The organism is Gallibacterium salpingitidis, assembly GCF_030517105.1.
In the GTDB taxonomy this organism is placed as follows: Bacteria; Pseudomonadota; Gammaproteobacteria; order Enterobacterales; family Pasteurellaceae; genus Gallibacterium; species Gallibacterium salpingitidis.
The window spans coordinates 703740-723565 of sequence record NZ_CP103875.1; the positions used below are offsets into that span (position 1 = coordinate 703740).

17 protein-coding genes are annotated in these 19826 nt (G+C 37.7%); 10 read left to right on the forward strand and 7 right to left on the reverse strand.

Going from position 1 to position 19826, the window contains the following annotated elements; genetic code table 11:
* Window positions 1-28: 28 nt before the first annotated feature.
* The 5 genes from NYR30_RS03395 to NYR30_RS03415 all read right to left on the reverse strand — a co-directional run bounded on the left by NYR30_RS03395 (window position 29) and on the right by NYR30_RS03415 (window position 7210).
* Entirely contained in the window at window positions 29-3115 is a 3087-nt protein-coding gene (locus NYR30_RS03395; RefSeq protein WP_302501877.1) for an efflux RND transporter permease subunit, read from the reverse strand.
* A gap of 23 nt (window positions 3116-3138) precedes the next feature.
* On the reverse strand, window positions 3139-4329 hold the full coding sequence (locus NYR30_RS03400; RefSeq protein ID WP_302501879.1) for an efflux RND transporter periplasmic adaptor subunit: 1191 nt from the start codon (window positions 4327-4329) through the stop codon (window positions 3139-3141).
* 28 nt (window positions 4330-4357) lie between these two features.
* Window positions 4358-4933 (reverse strand): TetR/AcrR family transcriptional regulator, encoded by a 576-nt coding sequence (locus NYR30_RS03405; protein ID WP_066109006.1) that lies wholly within the window; start codon window positions 4931-4933, stop codon window positions 4358-4360.
* A 196-nt stretch (window positions 4934-5129) separates the two neighbouring features.
* Window positions 5130-6218, reverse strand: coding sequence for an aldo/keto reductase (locus NYR30_RS03410; protein WP_066109003.1), 1089 nt, complete (start codon window positions 6216-6218; stop codon window positions 5130-5132).
* 134 nt (window positions 6219-6352) lie between these two features.
* On the reverse strand, window positions 6353-7210 hold the full coding sequence (locus NYR30_RS03415; RefSeq protein ID WP_082966170.1) for an alpha/beta fold hydrolase: 858 nt from the start codon (window positions 7208-7210) through the stop codon (window positions 6353-6355).
* A gap of 107 nt (window positions 7211-7317) precedes the next feature.
* Between NYR30_RS03415 and NYR30_RS03420 the strand changes: the two genes are divergently transcribed.
* Window positions 7318-8229, forward strand: coding sequence for a LysR family transcriptional regulator (locus tag NYR30_RS03420; RefSeq protein WP_302501881.1), 912 nt, complete (start codon window positions 7318-7320; stop codon window positions 8227-8229).
* A gap of 2 nt (window positions 8230-8231) precedes the next feature.
* Here the strand turns inward: NYR30_RS03420 and NYR30_RS03425 are convergent, their stop codons facing one another.
* Together NYR30_RS03425 and NYR30_RS03430 are read right to left on the reverse strand one after the other, a co-directional pair.
* On the reverse strand, window positions 8232-9059 hold the full coding sequence (locus NYR30_RS03425; protein ID WP_269147513.1) for an NADPH-dependent F420 reductase: 828 nt from the start codon (window positions 9057-9059) through the stop codon (window positions 8232-8234).
* 154 nt (window positions 9060-9213) lie between these two features.
* Window positions 9214-10503 (reverse strand): citrate synthase, encoded by a 1290-nt coding sequence (locus NYR30_RS03430; RefSeq protein ID WP_066108996.1) that lies wholly within the window; start codon window positions 10501-10503, stop codon window positions 9214-9216.
* 360 nt (window positions 10504-10863) lie between these two features.
* Between NYR30_RS03430 and sucA the strand changes: the two genes are divergently transcribed.
* The 9 genes from sucA (at window position 10864) to NYR30_RS03475 (ending at window position 19542) form a co-directional block, all read left to right on the forward strand.
* Window positions 10864-13677, forward strand: coding sequence for a 2-oxoglutarate dehydrogenase E1 component (sucA, locus tag NYR30_RS03435; protein WP_066113243.1), 2814 nt, complete (start codon window positions 10864-10866; stop codon window positions 13675-13677).
* 15 nt (window positions 13678-13692) lie between these two features.
* A complete protein-coding gene (gene odhB, locus NYR30_RS03440) occupies window positions 13693-14898 on the forward strand; it encodes a 2-oxoglutarate dehydrogenase complex dihydrolipoyllysine-residue succinyltransferase (RefSeq protein WP_066108989.1) in 1206 nt (401 codons plus the stop codon).
* An 84-nt stretch (window positions 14899-14982) separates the two neighbouring features.
* A complete protein-coding gene (gene sucC, locus NYR30_RS03445; RefSeq protein ID WP_066113246.1) occupies window positions 14983-16149 on the forward strand; it encodes an ADP-forming succinate--CoA ligase subunit beta in 1167 nt (388 codons plus the stop codon).
* Complete coding sequence (gene sucD, locus NYR30_RS03450; RefSeq protein WP_065233791.1) at window positions 16149-17018, forward strand: succinate--CoA ligase subunit alpha; 870 nt, start codon at window positions 16149-16151, stop codon at window positions 17016-17018. The genes sucC and sucD overlap by 1 nt, the downstream gene beginning before the upstream one ends.
* Window positions 17019-17195: 177 nt before the next feature.
* On the forward strand, window positions 17196-17558 hold the full coding sequence (locus NYR30_RS03455; protein WP_302501884.1) for an Imm8 family immunity protein: 363 nt from the start codon (window positions 17196-17198) through the stop codon (window positions 17556-17558).
* A gap of 157 nt (window positions 17559-17715) precedes the next feature.
* On the forward strand, window positions 17716-18372 hold the full coding sequence (locus NYR30_RS03460; protein ID WP_066112898.1) for a hypothetical protein: 657 nt from the start codon (window positions 17716-17718) through the stop codon (window positions 18370-18372).
* Window positions 18365-18550 (forward strand): VENN motif pre-toxin domain-containing protein, encoded by a 186-nt coding sequence (locus NYR30_RS03465; protein WP_269147527.1) that lies wholly within the window; start codon window positions 18365-18367, stop codon window positions 18548-18550. Before NYR30_RS03460 ends, NYR30_RS03465 begins: the two co-directional genes overlap by 8 nt.
* Before the next feature lie 102 nt (window positions 18551-18652).
* On the forward strand, window positions 18653-19138 hold the full coding sequence (locus tag NYR30_RS03470; protein ID WP_066112899.1) for a PM0498 family protein: 486 nt from the start codon (window positions 18653-18655) through the stop codon (window positions 19136-19138).
* A 68-nt stretch (window positions 19139-19206) separates the two neighbouring features.
* The gene (locus tag NYR30_RS03475; protein ID WP_197495460.1) at window positions 19207-19542 is read left to right on the forward strand and encodes an Imm42 family immunity protein; all 336 of its coding nucleotides are present in this window, start codon (window positions 19207-19209) and stop codon (window positions 19540-19542) included.
* Window positions 19543-19826 lie beyond the last annotated feature (284 nt).

Sequence of the window (19826 nt, forward strand, 5' to 3'; positions counted from 1 at the left end):
AATTGCTTTCTCCCTAATTTTTTTATAATTAATGTGTGCTTGGTTGAGGTGACTCTTCAAATACTGGTAATGGTTTATGTTTACTTGCCACCATTGTGTAAATCACCGGTAACACGAATAGTGTAAACAAGGTACCAATTGCTAAACCAGATACGATCACGATTCCGATACTAAAACGAGAAACTGCACCTGCGCCGCTTGCATAAAGTAGTGGAATCAAACCAGCAATCATTGCCGCAGTAGTCATTAAGATTGGACGTAAACGAACTCTTGCTGCATAACTAATGGCTTCAATACGATCTTTACCAAATAACAGTTGTTGTTCTTTTGCCACTTCACACATCAAAATACCATGTTTTGTGATCAAGCCAACAAGCGTAATTAGCCCTACCTCAGAGTAAATATTGAGCGTACTTCCCGCGACACCAAACAGTGACAGAATATTCAACATCAGTAACGCACCACTAATTGCCAATGGTACAGAGATCATAATTACCAATGGATCGCGCATTGACTCAAATTGAATAGACAATACAAGGAAGATAATTAAAACGGCTAACACAAAGGTAACAGCTAAAGCATTACCTTCTTGTACAAATTGTCTTGCTTCACCTTTGAAGTCATAGTTGTAGTTGGCTGGTAATAATGAAGCACCTTCATTTTGGAACCATTCAACCGCATCACCAACAGAACTAGTTGGCATTGGGATAGCACTGATTACCGCTGAACTTAATTGATTAAAACGGCTGAGTGACAATGGCTCTGGTGACACTTCCATTTTAATTAAGTTACCCAATGGTACAGAATCGCCATTAGAAGCAGTAACAAAGTAGTTGTTTAAATCTTCTGGGTTTAAACGATCCGCACGTGGTACTTCAGAAATAACCTTGTAAGAACGACCATCAATACCAACGCGAGTAATGGTACCGCCAGCAAGATAACTACCTAGCAAAGAGCTAATTTGTTGCATACTAATGCCATAAGTTCCTGCTTTTTCTTTATCGATAGTAATGTGCATTTGCGGTGTATCGAATTTTAGATCAAGGCTATTGTAGATAAACTTACCTGACTTTCTTGCAGCTTGTAAGACATCATCAGCAATTAAAGCAAGTTTATGAATATCATCAGCAGAGGTAATCACAAAGCTTACTGGCGGCCCTTGTTCACCAGTTTCGATTTCTGGGAATGAGAAACCATTAACGCTGATTTCAGGAATTGCTTTTGCTTTTTGGTTAATTTCATTAGCAATTTCTGTTTGGCTGCGATGGCGATCACCCCAATTGACTAAACTAGCGATAGCAATAGAACGATTAGAACTAGGTACACCGGAAATCACCATTGAGAATTCTACTTCTGGTGTTTCAGATAAGATCTTCTCATATTGTTTCATTGAGGTTTGTACATAGTCTAAGTTCGCATTAGATGGTGCTGTCCCCATTGCTAAAATTGCCCCTTTATCTTCAGTTGGGGTTAATTCGCTAGAGAGATTACTCATCAATACTGGCAAACTTGCAAAAATTAATACTGCGAAGAATAAAACCATTTTACGGCTGTTTAACATCATACCTAACATTCTTTGGTAGAGATCGGTAACAGCATTTAAGGTTTTTTCAACACGAATTTCTAATGCGGTTGGATTGGTATGTGCTTTAAGAATTTTACCGCACATCATTGGCGATAAAGTTAATGCAATAATACCTGAAATAAATACCGCACCAGCAAGTGTTAGCGCAAACTCTTTAAACAGCGTACCAGTAATACCGCCCATTAATGCCATTGGTGAATATACAGCACAAAGCGCAATAGTCATTGAGATAACTGGCGTTGCAATTTCGCGAGTACCAATGATCGCAGCGCGGAATGGAGTTTCACCTTCTTTAATATGCCTATCAACATTTTCGAGCACTACAATCGCATCATCTACCACCAAACCGATAGCGAGAATCAGCGCCAGCAGCGTCATCAAGTTAATCGAGAAATCAAAGAATTGCAGTAACATAATTACCCCAATCAAAGAAATTGGAATAGTTACCACAGGAATGATCATTGCACGTAAAGAACCTAGGAATAGAGTAATTACCACTAACACGATTAAGGTCGCTTCGAAGATAGTTTGTACTACCTCTTTAATTGAGTCATTGATAGCAATGGTTTTATCGTAAAGTACGCGGGTATCAATACTATTTGGTAAACTCTCTTTGATTGAGTTATAAAGTGGATAAATATTTTTTACCACAGTCAATGGGTTCGCATCTGATGCTGGTTCGATACTTAATACCACCGCATTTTCACCATTGGCAGCAGCACGCGCATCATCACTTTCTTTATCTAAATCGACTTTGGCAATATCACCAAGTTTAACCACATTACCGTTCTTGGAGAATAACACTAAATTGCTTAGTTCTTCTGCTGAAGCGGTCGTGGTATCAACTTTGTTTTTGTAGGTAACATAATAGCTATTAGCACTACCCGCAGCAGTTTGTACGTTGTTAGCTGACAATGCACTCATTACATCGCTAGAAGATAGCCCTAAAGCTGCCATTTTTTCCGGTTGTAACCAAATACGCAATGCATAAGAGGCACCACCAAAAACTTCTACTTTGGCAACACCGGAAACGGTGAAGAATTGTGGTTTAACTACCCGTTGAATGTAGTCAGTAACTTGGCTTGAATTCAATTCTTTAGAAGTAAAGCCAATATACATAATCCCAGAACCACCGGTGGATGAAGTAATTGTTGGGTCTTCAATATCTGATGGTAATTGTGAACGAACAGAGTTTACTTTAGCCAATACGTCCGCTAGTGCGCCATTAGGGTCGGCGTTTAACTTCATTTTTACTGTAATTCTGGACGAACCTTGCGCACTGGAAGATGACATATAGTCAATATTATCGGCTTGTGCAACCGCTTCTTCGATTTTTGAAGTAACAAAAGCCTCAACCAGTTCAGCATCAGCACCAGGGTAGGTGGTGGTGATGTTGATTACAGTTGTGACTAGTTTCGGATATTCCCGTACAGCTAATTTAGAAATAGCCTGCAAGCCTAATATCACAATCAATAAACTAATTGAGATTGCCAGTACAGGACGTTTTATAAAAAGATCAGTAAATTTCATCTTTTTCCTTCGTTATTTAATACTTAAAGATTAGTTTTTGTTTCAGGTTCAGTCGCCCCAATAACTGGTTTATCAACAAGTTTGACATAGCTGCCGCCAGAAACATTTTGCAAACCACCCGTAATAATATAAGTACCAGCTTTTAATGCTTCATTTTGCTCTAACTGCGCATAAACACTGCGGCGATCTTTGGTTTTAACGGTAATTTGTTGTGCTTTATAAACACCGTCTAATGGTTGTTCGCCTAATTTTGCTTTATCTTCATCAGTAAGTGGAACTAAGATAAAGGCAGTTTCACCGTACATGTTATAGCTGATAGCAACTTGTGGTACGACGATTTGCGCTGATTCAGTTTGACGTTCTACACGAAGATGTACAAACATACCTGAAATTAATTTCGTATTGCCTTCAAATGTGGCTTCAATTTCAACCAAACCTGTAGATTTATTAATAGCTGGTTCGATTGCAGTTACGACGGCATTAAAGGTTTCATCAGGATAAACATCGCTTACCGCTTTAACCTGTTGTTGTAAATGTAATTGGCTTAATTGATCCTGAGAAATACCAAAATTCACTTTCATTTTGCTGCGATCTTCGACGCGGACAATTTCTGTACCGGCAGTTACATACTCACCAACATTAACTTTGACAATCCCTGCTTCGCCATCAAAAGGTGCAATAATTTGGCGACGTTCAATGGTTGCTTTAAGTGCATTGATGGTGGCAACAAGGTTTTCATAAGTGGCTTTCGCATTGTCTAATTCTGTTTTTGAAACACTGTTAGTCTTTGCTAAAGAAAGATAGCGTTGATAAGTTAATTTAGCTGCAGGCAATTTTGCTTCTGAAGCAATAAGATTTGCCTTTTCAACAGAATTATCTAGTTCAACTAACACTTGTCCTTTTTTCACATGTTGACCAGATTTAATGTTTACGCTTTGGATCATCCCTGTTGATTGTGCACTTAACATTGCGCCTTGATTTGGACGGATTAAGGCGGTGCTATTGATTACAGGAATCCAATCTTGCGGTTCAATTTTAATTGCCGTAATTGGGGTAATATTAGGTGGCATATTCGCTAGAAACTCATTTGTCTTGGTTTGCTTAATAAAGTGTGCTGCAATAACTAGCGCAAATATTAAGATGGCAACCAACAAAATAATTTTTACTAGGAACTGTTTTGAACGACTAGGCTTCACTGCCTGAATATCAGTCATTTAATTTTCTCCGTATAAATGAAATTAGTTAAGAAATAGGTAAAATAGCATTCCAGCTATGTTTGATAACTTGTTCTAACATCTGTTTATCACTTTTAATATGTAGATGCAGATCCTTTTCGACCATTTTAAAAGCACTTTCTAGGCTTAAGCTAAATAGAACTTCCTTTGGTAAATCAGCAAGTTCTCCGGATTGTTTTCCTTTATTAACGAAATGAAACCAGGCATCTTGTTCTGGATTGTGGCATTCACGTGTCATTTCATAAAAGTCAGGTAATGCTTTATATTGATTCACGTTAAGAATGATGTAAGGTTTATTGTGTAATAAATCCCAAATGTTCCACCACATTTGTCGATATTGATCAAATAGCGACATTTGTGAGTTAACTCCTTTATCTATACATTCCTGAACTTGTTGGAAAATATTAAAAGCCAAGCGCTTTAAAAGTTCTTCTTTGCTTTCAAAATAGATATATATCGTACCAGCAGCAATTCCTGCTTCTTTAGCGATTTTTTGCATGGAAAGTTGGTGAATACCATATTGTGCGATTAATTTTTCCGTCGAATGGAAGATATGTTGAAGCATTTCATTTTCTGCTGTCATTGGATTATTTTGCCCCCTTTTTTTATTATGAATGAACGTTCGTTCATTCTATTTTTTTTGTGATCAAAGTCAAGATTTTTATCGAGCTAAACATCAGAAAAGAGTAGTGAAAATCGGGGTAGGACTAATATCAGAAAAACTAATAGCACAAAAGCAAAACGGTACTTTTGTGCTATGTTTAATTCAAGATAGATATTTAATAATGATCCTGTGCATCACGCGGACCGTAAGGGTGTATTTGTGAAGGTACTCCGTTAACGGTTGTACCGCCTTGATGCAGAGCAGTGGCATTACCGCGCAAAAACGCTATCGGGAACGGCAATGTCGGCTCGGTCAATTTATCCAATTGCTGAATATGTTGATCATCCAGCTGCAAGCTGAGTGCCTGTACATTGTCTTCGAGATGTGCCAAAGTGCGCGCGCCGATAATGGTCGTTTGCACACCGGGACGATTTTGCACCCAAGCCAAAGCAACACGAGGAATGGTGCTGTTCAATTCTTTGGCGATAGCGGCTAAAGCGTCAACAATGGCAAAATGTTTTTCCGTCATACGCGGCGCCATTAATGCTGCACGACCGCCGGAAACGGTTTTCAGATTATCACGTCTATATTTGCCGCTGATGCGTCCTGCCGCTAACGGTGCCCAAGGCATAACCGCCATTCCCAGTTCTTGCGCCATCGGGATCAATTCGCCTTCCACTGTACGCTCGGCAAGTGAATATTCGATTTGGGTGGCAATAAACGGTGCCCAATGGTTTTGACGGGCAATCATTTGTGCTTGTGTCGCTTTCCATGCCGGTGTATCGGAAACGCCAAGATAACGGACTTTGCCTTGTTTGACCAAGTCATTGAGAACGTTCATTGTTTCTTCAATCGGCGTATTTTTATCCCAATGGTGCATCCAATATAAATCGATGTAGTCGGTACGCAGACGACGCAACGATTCATCGCAAGCGGCAATAATTGCTCGCCGACTTGCTCCGCCGCCATTCGGGTTGCCGGGCGAAAGATTAGTACCGAATTTGGTGGCAATAATCATTTTTTGCCGTTTGCTCGGTGACGATGCAAGGTGATCACCGATAATTTTTTCGGAATGCCCTTTGGTATAGCCGTTAGCGGTATCAAGAAAATTGCCGCCTAATTCAATATAACGGTCTAAAATGGTTTGTGAATCTTTAACACTTGATCCCCAACCCAAATCTTCGCCGAAAGTCATTGTTCCTAAGGCAAACGGGCTGACACGCAAACCCGATTGACCTAAAGTGATATAGTCATCTAATGCCATACTTGGTCTCCTTAAAACAGATTGAGCCAGTGAAAAGGGAGAGGCAGCCAACATGGCGAGTAAGGCTGTACTCTGGATAAAACGTCTTCTGTTGAATGATGTTGTTTGCTCTTGTTGCATGATTTCATCTCCTTTTAACGAACGTGTTGTAATAATTCCGCGGTTTCCTTCGGTGCAGTTAACATCGCGGCGTGACTGCTGTTGACAACAAAAGTGTCGCCGATATGTTCTTGCTGAAATCGTTGATAAATAGGGCGGAATAATGCACCGTTAAAACGTCCGGCTAAAATAAAGGTATAGGCAATATGTTTAGGACGTTGTGTCAATGCTTTTGACGGTTGTAAAAATGTACCGACAGGTTGCGGACTGATGCGCGGTGCAACATATGCGGCAAGTTTCGCGTCGGTAATGCCGACTTCCTGCATAGATAAAGGCGGAATATCTTGATTATTGCCTGCTAAATCAGCCATCATCGCTAAATAGCTTTGATCCGGAATATAGCTGGCTGCTGAACGTCCTTTTTCAGGAAAGTAGGCGTCCAAATACACCATAGATGCAATACGATCCGGGATTTGGGCAACCACATTGCTGATTACCATTCCGCCGTAGCTCCAACCGACCAATACAACGTTGTGTAAATCTTCATCTAAAATCAGATTGACAATATCGTCAGTGTGGGTATCCAAATTGATGCCTGTTTGGCGTAAATGACGACGATCTCCTAATCCTGTTAGGCTGGGTGTATAGACGGTATTCCCGGCAGCACGCAGTTGTTGTGCGACATCTTTCCATACCCAACCGCCAAACCAAGCCCCATGCACCAAAACATAAGTGCGTGATTGGCGATTCTCCTGATTTGTCGATACGGCTGACGATACTGCTGTTGCAGCAGTATTTTGTGCAACGGCATGATTTACACCGGAAAACAGCAACAGTAATGAAACGAAAAAAGTCCACACCATTCGCCATTTAGCAGTAGAAAATAAATGCATAAATATTTGCTCTCATTTGATTTATTGGTGATGAGTGACATTATGAAATCTTTTATTTATACTGTGAAGAACAACAATTTGAATGTTAAGGTGAATATATTTCAACAATGAGCGGAGAAAATTTAGCCGATTTACAGGCATTCGCTTTGGTTGCCAGAGAGAAAAGTTTTGCGCGTGCAGCTGCGAAATTAGGCTTATCGCGTTCAGCATTGAGCCATACGATCAATGCTTTAGAAAAACGTTTGGGTATTCGTTTATTAACGCGGACGACACGCAGCGTATCGACAACCGATGCCGGAGCAAGATTGCTGGCAACATTGGAACCGCGTTTGGCGGATATTGAAGCTGAGCTGACCGCTTTGACGGAATTTCGCGAAAAACCGGCAGGAATGGTGCGTATCAGTGCGGCAGATTATGCCATTAATATGTTGTTGTGGACGAAATTAATGCCGTTGTTAAAGTCGAATCCGGATATTCAATTAGAGCTGAATATGAATTACGGTTTAATTGATATTGTGGCTGAAGGGTTTGATGCCGGTGTGCGTGCAGGAAATTTAATTGCAAAAGATATGGTTGCGGTATTGATTTCGCCTAATGAACAGTTGGTCGTTGCCGCTGCACCTGAATATTTAGCCCAAAACGGTACACCGACAACGCCGGATGAATTAACGCATCATAGCTGTATCAATCTGCGTTTGCCGACTTATGGCGGATTGGCTGTGTGGGGATTGGAAAAAGAGGGAAAAGCTGTTAATGTGCGTGTTGACGGTCGCGTGATTGTCAACAGTACTTTTATGGTTTTAGAAGCGACTTTGGAAGGGTTAGGTATCGGTTATATTCCGTTGAAATTGGCTGAACCGCATTTCCAATCAGGGCGTTTGGTTCCGTTGTTACAGGAATGGTGGGCAAGCTATGATGCTTATTTATATTATCCGAAACGGCGACAAACATCGTCCGCTTTTGCCGCTGTCTTGGATGCCTTAAGAGTGAGTCCGCCACGTAAACGGACAACACGATAACGCTATTTTGCTTGTCGTTGTTGATAAATTTCAGCAACTAATTGTGTATGAATGGTTGGTAAATCTTCGGCATAACCGCCGACAGGAAAGTGCCGTTGCGTATTTGCCGCCATCTCTTTGACTTGTGACGCGGTTAAAGGTTTGCCTGTGTGTGTCAAATAATATTGACGCGCCTGTTCTTCATTGAATTCGTCAGGAATGGTCGGTACATACGGCCAAACATATAACGGCGTGCCGGGTTCAATTCGCCAGCTTTCAGACAGCGTACCGATATCAACCGCGTTATAACCGATGTGCTGAATAAATTCGATAACGGTTTGTTTTGCCGCTTCATCATCACCGGCAACAGGCAATGTTGTTCGTTCCGGATGATTGAGCGGACGCGCATTGGCATATAAATGATGAAAATCCAGATTATGTAACGCTTTGACGACAAAGCTGTCTTTAAGATGATGTTGAATCATTTCACTACTGGTCAAATGTGCCTGATCCAAATCGGGAAAATGACCGTCACGTACTGACGGATAATAATTCATCGTTTCGATCACGATTTTAGATGACAACGCTTTTACCGGCAGCATTTGATAAGCGGAAAACGGAATAGCGGCAATCACCAAATCGCTTTGAAAGGCAACTTCTTCTACGGATGCGATTTTCGCTTTATCACCTAAAGATTGTTTTAATGCCGACGCATTTTTCGATTGGCTGAGAATGACATCATAACCCTGTTCGACGCATAAACGTGCCAGCGCACTGCCGATCATCCCCGTACCGAGAATACCGATAGTATGTAACTGCATTGAAAACTCCTTATTTTTACAATTTTTGATAACATTATCTGTGTTTTTATTGGTGTGGAGAAGTCAATAAACTTGAATGCAGTGATGTAGAAATTTCAACAATTTAACAATAAAGAAGAGTAGATAAAAAACACCCACACCATTATCGCTAATAGTGTGGGTAAACAGTTAAGGTAGGAGGAATTTAAATTTTATCCATTGGTTCAAAATCACGTTGTTTCGCGCCAGTATAAATTTGACGTGGACGAACGATTTTGAAATTACCTTGGTTATACATTTCTTTCCAGTGCGCAATCCAACCTACGGTACGTCCTAAAGCGAACATTACAGTAAACATTGAAGTTGGAATACCGATAGCTTTCAAGATAATACCAGAGTAGAAGTCAACATTTGGATAGAGATTTTTTTCAATGAAGTATGGATCGTTAAGTGCGATACGTTCTAATTCCATAGCAACATCAAATAATGGGTTATCAATTTTTAATTCTTGTAACACTTCATGACAGGTTTGACGCATTACTTTTGCACGTGGGTCATAGTTTTTATATACACGATGACCGAAGCCCATCAAACGGAATGGATCATTTTTGTCTTTTGCACGCGCAATAAATTCAGGAATACGATCAACAGTACCAATTTCTTCAAGCATATTGATACAAGCTTCATTAGCACCACCATGAGCTGGTCCCCAAAGTGAAGCGATACCTGCAGCGATACAAGCAAATGGGTTTGCACCAGAAGAAGCTGCCGTACGAACAGTTGAAGTTGAAGCATTTTGTTCGTGGTCAGCGTGAAGAATAAAGATACGATCCATTGCTCTTTCTAATACAGGGTTGACTACATAAGGTTCACAAGGTGTTGCGAACATCATATATAGGAAGTTACCTGCGTAAGAGAGATGGTTTTGTGGGAACATAAATGGTTGGCCGATAGAGTATTTATAACACATTGCCGCTAAAGTAGGCATTTTTGCCAATAAACGAATTGCTGTTAATTCGCGGTTTTTCGGATCTTTAACATCAATAGAGTCATGATAGAACGCTGCTAATGCACCACTTACCCCGCACATTACCGCCATTGGGTGTGAGTCACGACGGAATCCGTTAAAGAAGCGGCTAAGTTGTTCGTGTGCTAGTGTGTGACGTTTAACGAGTTGAACGAATTCTTTATATTCTTGTAAGGTAGGACGTTCCCCGAAAAGTAATAAGTAAGCTACTTCTAGATAATCTGCATTTTCTGCAAGTTGGTCAATTGGATAACCGCGGTGTAATAAGATTCCTTTGTCGCCGTCAATATAAGTAATAGATGATTTGCAAGTAGCGGTTGACATTAAGCCGGGGTCAAAAGTGAAGAGTTTTTGTGAAGTAAGTGATTGTACATCAACTGCATCATAGCCTAGTGTTGCTCTATGTACTGGTAGGTCATATTCGCGGCCATCACTAAGCGTTAGCTTTGCAGTAAGTTCTTCTGACATAAATTCCTCCTTATATTGTCTTTCTTAGAAATAAGTCAGTATGATATTGTTAGCTCATTTATATATATGTTAATAACTTGTTATGCAATATATCACCATTATTTTTTGACTGCTCCTATTTTTTTTTAAAATTAGAGGTAGATCAAAAAATTTCTGGGGATTGTTTGTTTTGTTTTTGTTAAAAATGTAACAAATGTCACAGAAAATAATTTTTTAATGGACGATAATAAGCATACTCCAATTTCGAGTGAATCTTCTAGCTATTTTATAGGAGTAACATCGAATTTGTTGTTAAACTTATAAACTAGTGAAAAAAGTTGTAGCGCAACTGTTGTAAGTAAAAAAGTGAAGGACTTATCAATGCAATCTAACAATACAATGAAAGAATGGCTCGCCTCAACCGCATTTGGAGGCGCAAACCAATCTTATATTGAAGATCTTTATGAATCTTATCTAACCGACCCTAACAGTGTTTCCTCAGAATGGCAGTCAATTTTCCAACAATGGAAAGCAGAAAACGATCAACCACATACTCCAATTAAAGACTATTTTAGACGTTTAGCTAGTGAAAGCCGTCGTGGTCAACAAACTGTAATTGATCCTGAAGCAGGTGCAAAACAAGTTCGTTTATTACAATGGATTAATGCATATCACTTCCGCGGACATTTAAATGCCAACCTTGATCCACTCAATATGTGGAACCGTCCAAAAATCCAAGAGCTCGATTATCACCATCATGGTTTTACCGATGATGAGCTAGATGAACGTTTTAATTTAGGTCATTATGCGTATCAACGCGAAAGCATGACGTTGCGTGAAATTGATAAAGCGTTAAAAGAAACCTATTGTGGGCATATTGGTTTAGAATTTATGCACGTAACTAATGTCGAAATGCGTCGTTGGTTACAAAGTAAAATTGAATCTGTATTAAATAAACCGTTGTTTAATAAAGAAGAAAAATTAACGTTCTTAAAAGAACTAACAGCGGCAGATGGTTTAGAACGTTATCTTGGTGCCAAATTCCCAGGCGCAAAACGTTTCTCTTTAGAAGGTAGTGATGCTTTTATTCCATTGATGAAAGAAATTATTCGTCATGCCAGCAAACATGGTGTGAAAGATGTTGTGATGGGAATGGCGCATCGTGGACGCCTCAATATGTTAGTTAATGTATTAGGTAAGAAACCAAGTGAATTATTTGATGAATTTGCCGGGAAGCATGCAAGTAATAGAACCGGTGATGTGAAATATCACCAAGGTTTTTCGTCTAACTTTATGACAGAAGATGGGCTAGTGCATTTGGCATTAGCTTTTAACCCATCACACTTAGAAATTGTAAGTCCAGTAGTTATCGGTTCAGTACGTGCTAGACAAAATCGCAGCCATGATACTGAACGTCAGAATGTGTTAGCAGTAACTGTTCATGGTGACTCAGCGGTTGCAGGGCAAGGAATTGTACAAGAAACCTTAAATATGTCAGCGACTCGTGGTTATACTGTAGGCGGTACCATTCGTATTGTTATTAATAACCAAATTGGTTTTACCACTTCTAATCCTAATGATACCCGTTCAACAGAATATTGTACTGATATTGCGAAAATGATTCAGGCACCGATTATCCATGTTAATGGTGATGATCCTGAAGCGGTAGCGTTTGCTGGTCGTCTTGCGGTGGAATATCGTGCTAAATTTAAACGTGATATCTTCATTGATCTTATCTCTTATCGTCGTCATGGGCATAACGAAGCTGATGAACCGTCAGCAACTCAACCGTTGATGTATAAGAAAATTAAAGGACACCCAACTCCTCGCAAAGTGTATGCTGATTTATTAGTAGAACAGCAAGTAATTTCAGAGGAAGAAGCGACAGCTATCGTGAATGATTATCGTGATGCATTGGATCGCGGTGAATGTGTGGTGCCGGAATTTGTACCAATTGATATGAACAAAATTGACTGGTTACCATATTTAAATCATAGCTGGACTTGTCCATATGAAAGCAAATTCCCACAAGATCGTTTTAAAGCGTTAGCGCATAAGATTAGTGAATATCCAGCTAATCATCCATTACAAAGTCGTGTAGCGAAAATTTACGCTGATCGCCAAGCGATGGCAAAAGGTGAGAAACCATTTGACTGGGGTATGGCGGAAACAATGGCTTATGCCACTTTACTCGATGAAGGTAACCATATCCGTTTATCTGGTGAAGATGCTGGACGTGGTACATTCTTCCACCGTCATGCCGTCTTACATAACCAAGAAAATGGTACAACTTATACTCCATTGCAACACCTTCATGATCAACAAGGTGAATTTGAAGTTTGGGATTCTGTACTTTCAGAAGAATCAGTGTTGGCATTTGAATATGGTTTCGCTACCACAACACCAAGAACTTTAACTTTATGGGAAGCACAATTTGGTGATTTCGCTAACGTGGCACAAGTTGTAATCGACCAATTTATCAGTTCAGGTGAACAAAAATGGGGCAGAATGTGTGGTTTAGTGATGTTGTTACCTCATGGTTATGAAGGTCAAGGTCCAGAACATTCATCTGCACGTTTAGAGCGTTATCTACAACTTTGTGCTGAAGATAATATTCAAGTTTGTGTGCCATCAACACCAGCGCAAGTTTACCATATGTTAAGACGTCAATTATTACGTAAAGTACGTCGTCCACTTATCGTGATTACACCAAAATCTTTATTACGTCATCCATTAGCTGTTTCAGAAATGGCAGAACTTTATGATGGCGAATTCAAAAATGCGATTGGTGAAATTGATAATTTAGATGCAAAACAAGTAAAACGTGTCGTGTTATGTTCAGGTAAGGTTTATTACGATCTGTTAGAAGAAAGACGTAAACGTGAAATCACTGATGTGGCGATAGTACGTATCGAACAGTTATACCCTTATCCACATACAGAGATGAAAGAAATTTTATCAGCGTATCAACACGTCACTGATTTTGTATGGTGTCAAGAAGAGCCACAAAACCAAGGTGCTTGGTATTGTAGCCAACATAATTTCTATGCGTCCTTACCAGAAGGCGCGAAGTTGCGTTATGCAGGACGTCCAGCGTCTGCATCACCAGCGGTAGGTTATATGTCATTACATATCAAACAACAAAAAGCGTTGATTGATGATGCACTAACTATTGAATCAAAAGAATCTAACTAAGTAGAGGATATATAAATGAGTAATGTTGAAATTGTTGTTCCTGATTTGCCGGAATCTGTTGCCGATGCAACTGTTGCCACTTGGCATAAAAAAGCAGGTGATTTTGTTAAACGTGATGAAGTGCTTGTTGAAATTGAAACCGATAAAGTGGTGTTAGAAGTTCCTGCGAGTATTGATGGTGTTTTAGATAGCATTGTTGAAGAAGAAGGTGCAACTGTTGTTAGTAAACAACTATTAGGTAAGTTACGCGAAGTAAAAGAAGGCGAAGAAACTAAAGCTAGCGTTAACCAAACTGAACCAACCCCTTCAGATCGTCAACATGCTGCGATTGAACCTGATAGTTCAAATGATGCTTTAAGCCCAGGGGTACGTCGTTTACTTGCAGAAAAAGATCTTGATCCGAGCAAAATTAAAGGTTCTGGTGTAGGCGGACGTTTAACTCGTGAAGATGTTGAAGCTTATGCTGCTTCTGTATCGACTGCGAAACCGGCAGTTGAAGAAGCTGCACCGGCATTAGCAGCACGCAGTGAAAAACGTGTACCTATGACTCGTTTACGTAAACGTATTGCTGAACGTCTATTAGAAGCAAAAAATAGTACAGCAATGCTTACTACTTTCAATGAATTGGATATGACTCCAATCAAGAAATTACGTAAACAATACGGTGAACAATTTGAGAAGAAACATGGTGTACGTTTAGGCTTTATGTCTTTCTATGTGAAAGCAGTAGTAGAAGCGTTAAAACGTTATCCAGAAATCAATGCCTCACTTGACGGTGATGATATTGTGTACCACAACTATTTTGATATTAGTATTGCTGTTTCAACGCCACGCGGCTTGGTAACACCAGTATTACGCGACTGTGATCAACTCAGTATGGCTGAAATTGAGAAACAAATTAAAGTATTAGCGGAAAAAGGTCGTGACGGTAAATTAACTGTTGAAGATCTCACAGGTGGTAATTTCACTATTACCAACGGCGGTGTGTTTGGTTCATTAATGTCAACACCGATTATCAACCCACCACAAAGTGCCATTTTAGGTATGCATGCGATTAAAGATCGTCCGGTTGCGGTGAATGGTCAAGTTGAGATTCGTCCAATGATGTATCTTGCCTTGTCTTATGATCACCGTTTAGTTGATGGTAGAGAGTCAGTCGGTTTCTTAGTAACCATTAAAGAATTGTTGGAAGATCCAACACGTATCTTATTAGAAATCTAAGCTAATAATTATTACTACATTCAATCAATGCCTGCCATTAGTGATTAATGGCGGGCGGTGCAAATGCAATCAATAGGAGAAAGCATGAATTTACATGAATATCAAAGTAAGCAAATTTTTGCTGAATATAACTTACCTGTAAGTAAAGGTATTGCTTGTCAAAACTTAGAAGAAGGTTTACAAGCGATGAAAACATTAGGCGGCAATGAATGGGTAGTAAAATGTCAAGTTCATGCTGGCGGACGTGGTAAAGCGGGCGGCGTAAAATTAGCTCGTACTGAACAAGAAGTCGCCGAATTTTTTGATCGCTGGTTAGGCAAACGTTTGGTTACTTTCCAAACTGATGCGAATGGTCAACCAGTTAATACAATTTATATCGAAGAAGCTTCACAAATCCAAAAAGAGTTGTATGTAGGAATGGTAATTGACCGTTCATCACAATCAGTAGTCTTTATGGCATCAACTGAAGGTGGGGTAAATATTGAAGAAGTAGCAGCAAAAACACCACATTTATTACATAAAGTTTATGTGGATGCACTAATTGGTGGTATGCCATATCAAGGTCGTGAGTTAGCGTTTAAATTGGGTTTAAATCCAGAACAAACCAAACAATTCACACAAATGTTCTGCCAATTAACCAAACTCTTTATCGAAAAAGATGCGGCATTACTCGAAATTAACCCATTAGTAATTTTAGAAAGCGGAAAATTACATTGTTTAGATGCGAAAGTTGTGATTGATGGTAATGCGTTATATCGTCATCCAGATTTACTCGCAATGCGTGATTTAAGCCAAGAAGATCCACGTGAAGCGGAAGCAGAAGAATCTCAACTTAACTATGTTGCGCTTGATGGTAACATCGGTTGTATGGTGAATGGTGCTGGTTTAGCAATGGGAACAATGGATATTGTTAAACTTCATGGTGGTAATCCGGCGAACTTCCTCGATGTTGGTGGTGGTGCAACAAAAGAACGTGTGGCAACAGCCTTCAAAATTATTCTTTCTGATAAAAATGTAAAAGCGGTATTGGTAAATATCTTTGGTGGTATTGTACGTTGTGACTTAATCGCTAACGGAATTATTGATGCGGTGAAAGAAGTTGGTATCAATGTACCAGTTGTGGTGAGATTAGAAGGAAACAACGCTGAATTAGGTCGTGAAATTCTAACAAATAGTGGACTTAAAATTATGGCGGCCAATTCATTAACAGAAGCGGCACAAATGGTAGTTAAAGCTGCGGAGGAAAAATAATGTCTATTTTAATTGATAAAAATACAAAAGTTATTTGTCAGGGTTTTACTGGCGGTCAAGGAACTTTCCATTCAGAACAAGCTTTAGCTTACGGCACACAATTAGTCGGTGGGGTTTCACCAAATAAAGGCGGTACAACTCATCTAGGTTTACCCGTATTTAATACTGTTCGTGAAGCAGTAGAAGCAACAGGTGCAACAGCTTCTGTTATTTATGTACCAGCACCGGGCTGTAAAGATGCGATTTTAGAAGCGATTGATGCAGGTATTCAGCTGGTTGTTTGTATTACTGAAGGTATCCCAACAGTGGATATGTTAGTAGTAAAACAAAAACTTAACCAAACTGGTGTACGTATGATTGGCCCTAACTGCCCTGGCGTAATTACTCCGGGTGAATGTAAAATCGGTATTATGCCAGCACATATTCACAAAAAAGGTAGCATTGGTATCGTATCTCGTTCAGGTACATTAACTTATGAAGCTGTAAAACAAACTACTGATGAAGGTTATGGCCAATCAACTTGTGTTGGTATTGGTGGTGACCCAATTCCAGGTTCAAGTTTTATTGATATCCTTAAACTATTTGAAGCTGATCCTGAAACGAAAGCGATTGTGATGATCGGTGAAATCGGTGGTTCAGCAGAAGAAGAAGCGGCAGCTTATATTAAACAACACGTTACTAAACCAGTTGTTTCTTATATTGCTGGGGTAACTGCACCAAAAGGTAAACGTATGGGACACGCAGGTGCGATTATCAGCGGTGGTAAAGGAACTGCAGATGAAAAATATGCAGCACTTGAAGCAGCAGGCGTGAAAACTGTACGTAGCTTAGCTGATATTGGTAAAGCATTACGTGAGTTATTAGGCTAGTTAGTAGCTTAATTACTAAAATTAAATGAAAGAAATCCGCCGTCAGGCGGATTTTTTGTAGCCTAGAAGAAGTTAAAATAAGTTTTTAATCAAATTTTTAAATATACAGTATAGATCTGGTTTATTAAACTAGAGATATAAAATATAAGATCCATATTTAGATATAGAGAGATAGATATGAAAGCAAAACTAAAATTAATATCAGAACAGCAGGGTGAATTTGATCTGAATACATATATTCCAGATTCACAAGATATTTTTTCTATAAATATAGTGATGGGGATAGGGATTGATGATGGAAGCGAAAGTTTAGATTACTTTGACTTAACTGTATGTAGTTTGCATTGGATTAAATATTATATAAAAAGACCAATAATACTGAGGCATACTATGATTATAAATCAGTATAATTTTGAAGATATAAAAAATTATATCAATTATTGTATTGATAAATGTGAAGGGAATTCTTGGAATGAAATTGCATTGAAATTATCTAGATATTTTTTCTGGGAGTATGAAGATTTTTTGAATCTTGAGTAAATAATGCTAAAACTAGGTATTCTAATAATCCTACAACAAAAAATAAAGATAGACTAAATGATGCAATTAGAGATTTATCAAATGCACAACGAGATGGAGAGTGTTTGATACAAGGATGTGTGCCAAATAATTATATTATTAAGGAGAAATAATTAATATGGTTACAAATGATGAACTACATGATTTATTATATTCTATACCAAAAGATGTTGATTATACTACTATAATTGAAGAACTTGATTTTCAAGATATGCCCCCTGAACGTATAAATAAATTGCTTGATATAATTAATCATGAAAATTTTTTTAAATTTCATGATACCTTAAAGGCAGCAGGAATATTATGTTCTATAGGGATAGATAAAGGATTTGAATATATAAAAGATTTGATATTAAATAAAAAATATAATAAAGATTGGAGAGGGGATTTAAGTGATGAAGATTATGAATATTTATTAAATGTTATTAAGTCTTATTTAACATCTCAATCTACTTTTGGTAATGAGGCTAAAGCAAGAGAAAAAATTTATCCTTGTGTAAGAGAAATTATTAGGCTCTCAAAGGTAAAGAAAATTAGTATTTCAAGATTTTATTGGATAATTGATGAAATGAAATATGATGAATATATTCCTCTTATTAAAGATTATTTAATGTATATTATACGTGATTATAATGATCGATACTGGGATATTTATGATGCAAGTAGTCTTCTTCTAAAATTAGATCCAAAATTTGTAATAGGATTATTTAATAGAAATAATTTATTGTTGAGAGATTTTAAATTATCAATTAGTAACCTCACCAATAATCAATAAAAATTTAACCCAAAAGCAGACGGTATCGGCATTAAATCAATTAGCTAGTGGATTAGTGGAAGGCTTGATTAGCGACAGTACCGCAGGAGCGATTAATTCGACTGAAATTGGTAAACGAGTAGTTGAAAATAATTTTCTCTCTGAAAAAGAGATTTCTATTTTAGATAAACTTGCTTAGGAGATACATTTCCTGATGTATCTAAAATTAGTCAAAAATTAAATAATCCAAAGTTTATAAATTTTATTGGAAAAGGATTAAAATAATATTTTGGAGAAACCAGTGATTGCCAATAATAAAATGATTGATGTATTAAATAATCATTTCTCTTTTGAGAAAAAAATTTATTTGTCGAAAAATTTGATTGAGATTTTAAATGAAGGGTTTGTCACTTACAATGGTTGTTATTTTATGAAATACTTCTTTAATTTCTCAAATAATATAAAAGATAAGACTTTTAAAGATAAAGTATCCTATGAATGTTTTGTAAATTCTTTCCATATGGATGATTATATTACTGATAACTATTTAAGCTACAGTATTATTTTTTGTAATGCCCTACTAAAAGAATGGTATAAATACTCTAATTTACAAGCAAAAGTAATTATTTCTTTAGATGATGAGGATTTGTCTCCAACTATTAAATTTTATATTCATAGAGAAAATGAACTGGATTTTCTTAATGAGAATAAATTAGATGATTACATTCAACCCATTCTAATTAGTAGTAAGGAAATAGATTATAATTTATTTTTTAATAAAAAATAGTTTTTAATGGACTATTTATAATTGCTAATTTAAACGATAAATCTATAAACAAGAAGGATAAAAACAAAATGATCATAGGAAATCCTTATGAGATTGCTATTCAATTAGAACAAGTAGATTATTTATGCTCTGCTAGTGGAATTTTTAATTTTATTATTGATCACCGTTTATATCCTGGTGAAGGAATTACAATTAATCTGTATACAACAATATCAGCCTTAAAACATAGTCTTGATAATCAGTTAAATCATCTTAAAGTAAATTGTACGCCATTATCTGAGATGGATTTTTCAGATGGTGAGCCAGAAAATACAATTATTTTATATAATGGAGAATTATTTGATTATGGTTTTATTTGTTGGCTAGCTGTAACTGAAGATGAGGATCGTTTTTTTATACTATAGATTATGAAGAAAATATTATAGAAAAGAGATTTCCGAAAGGAACCATAAATAATCTAATCAAAAATATACCGTTAGCAAATTTTTTAGAAATAAATCGTATTAAAGAAAATATTTCAATCACAGAACTAAAAGAAATTATCTAAATTTTTGTTAAGATATAACGTTTCATTTTGCATCTTCTGTTCTGGATTTTTTATTATTATAGAGTGATTAAAACACTTTTTCCAAGGAAAAAGTGTGAATTGGTGTTTAGAAAGAATATCGACCTACAAAAAATATACCCC

What these genes read in the sequence shown, in the direction of transcription:
- sucC (WP_066113246.1), top strand. Translation starts at nt 14,983, where the DNA reads ATGAATTTACATGAATATCAAAGTAAGCAAATTTTTGCTGAATATAAC.
- NYR30_RS03475 (WP_197495460.1), top strand. Translation starts at nt 19,207, where the DNA reads ATGATCATAGGAAATCCTTATGAGATTGCTATTCAATTAGAACAAGTA.
- NYR30_RS03410 (WP_066109003.1), bottom strand. Translation starts at nt 6,218, where the DNA reads ATGGCATTAGATGACTATATCACTTTAGGTCAATCGGGTTTGCGTGTC.
- NYR30_RS03420 (WP_302501881.1), top strand. Translation starts at nt 7,318, where the DNA reads ATGAGCGGAGAAAATTTAGCCGATTTACAGGCATTCGCTTTGGTTGCC.
- NYR30_RS03455 (WP_302501884.1), top strand. Translation starts at nt 17,196, where the DNA reads ATGAAAGCAAAACTAAAATTAATATCAGAACAGCAGGGTGAATTTGAT.
- NYR30_RS03430 (WP_066108996.1), bottom strand. Translation starts at nt 10,503, where the DNA reads ATGTCAGAAGAACTTACTGCAAAGCTAACGCTTAGTGATGGCCGCGAA.
- NYR30_RS03400 (WP_302501879.1), bottom strand. Translation starts at nt 4,329, where the DNA reads ATGACTGATATTCAGGCAGTGAAGCCTAGTCGTTCAAAACAGTTCCTA.
- odhB (WP_066108989.1), top strand. Translation starts at nt 13,693, where the DNA reads ATGAGTAATGTTGAAATTGTTGTTCCTGATTTGCCGGAATCTGTTGCC.
- NYR30_RS03460 (WP_066112898.1), top strand. Translation starts at nt 17,716, where the DNA reads ATGGTTACAAATGATGAACTACATGATTTATTATATTCTATACCAAAA.
- NYR30_RS03405 (WP_066109006.1), bottom strand. Translation starts at nt 4,933, where the DNA reads ATGACAGCAGAAAATGAAATGCTTCAACATATCTTCCATTCGACGGAA.
- sucA (WP_066113243.1), top strand. Translation starts at nt 10,864, where the DNA reads ATGCAATCTAACAATACAATGAAAGAATGGCTCGCCTCAACCGCATTT.
- NYR30_RS03415 (WP_082966170.1), bottom strand. Translation starts at nt 7,210, where the DNA reads ATGCATTTATTTTCTACTGCTAAATGGCGAATGGTGTGGACTTTTTTC.
- NYR30_RS03395 (WP_302501877.1), bottom strand. Translation starts at nt 3,115, where the DNA reads ATGAAATTTACTGATCTTTTTATAAAACGTCCTGTACTGGCAATCTCA.
- sucD (WP_065233791.1), top strand. Translation starts at nt 16,149, where the DNA reads ATGTCTATTTTAATTGATAAAAATACAAAAGTTATTTGTCAGGGTTTT.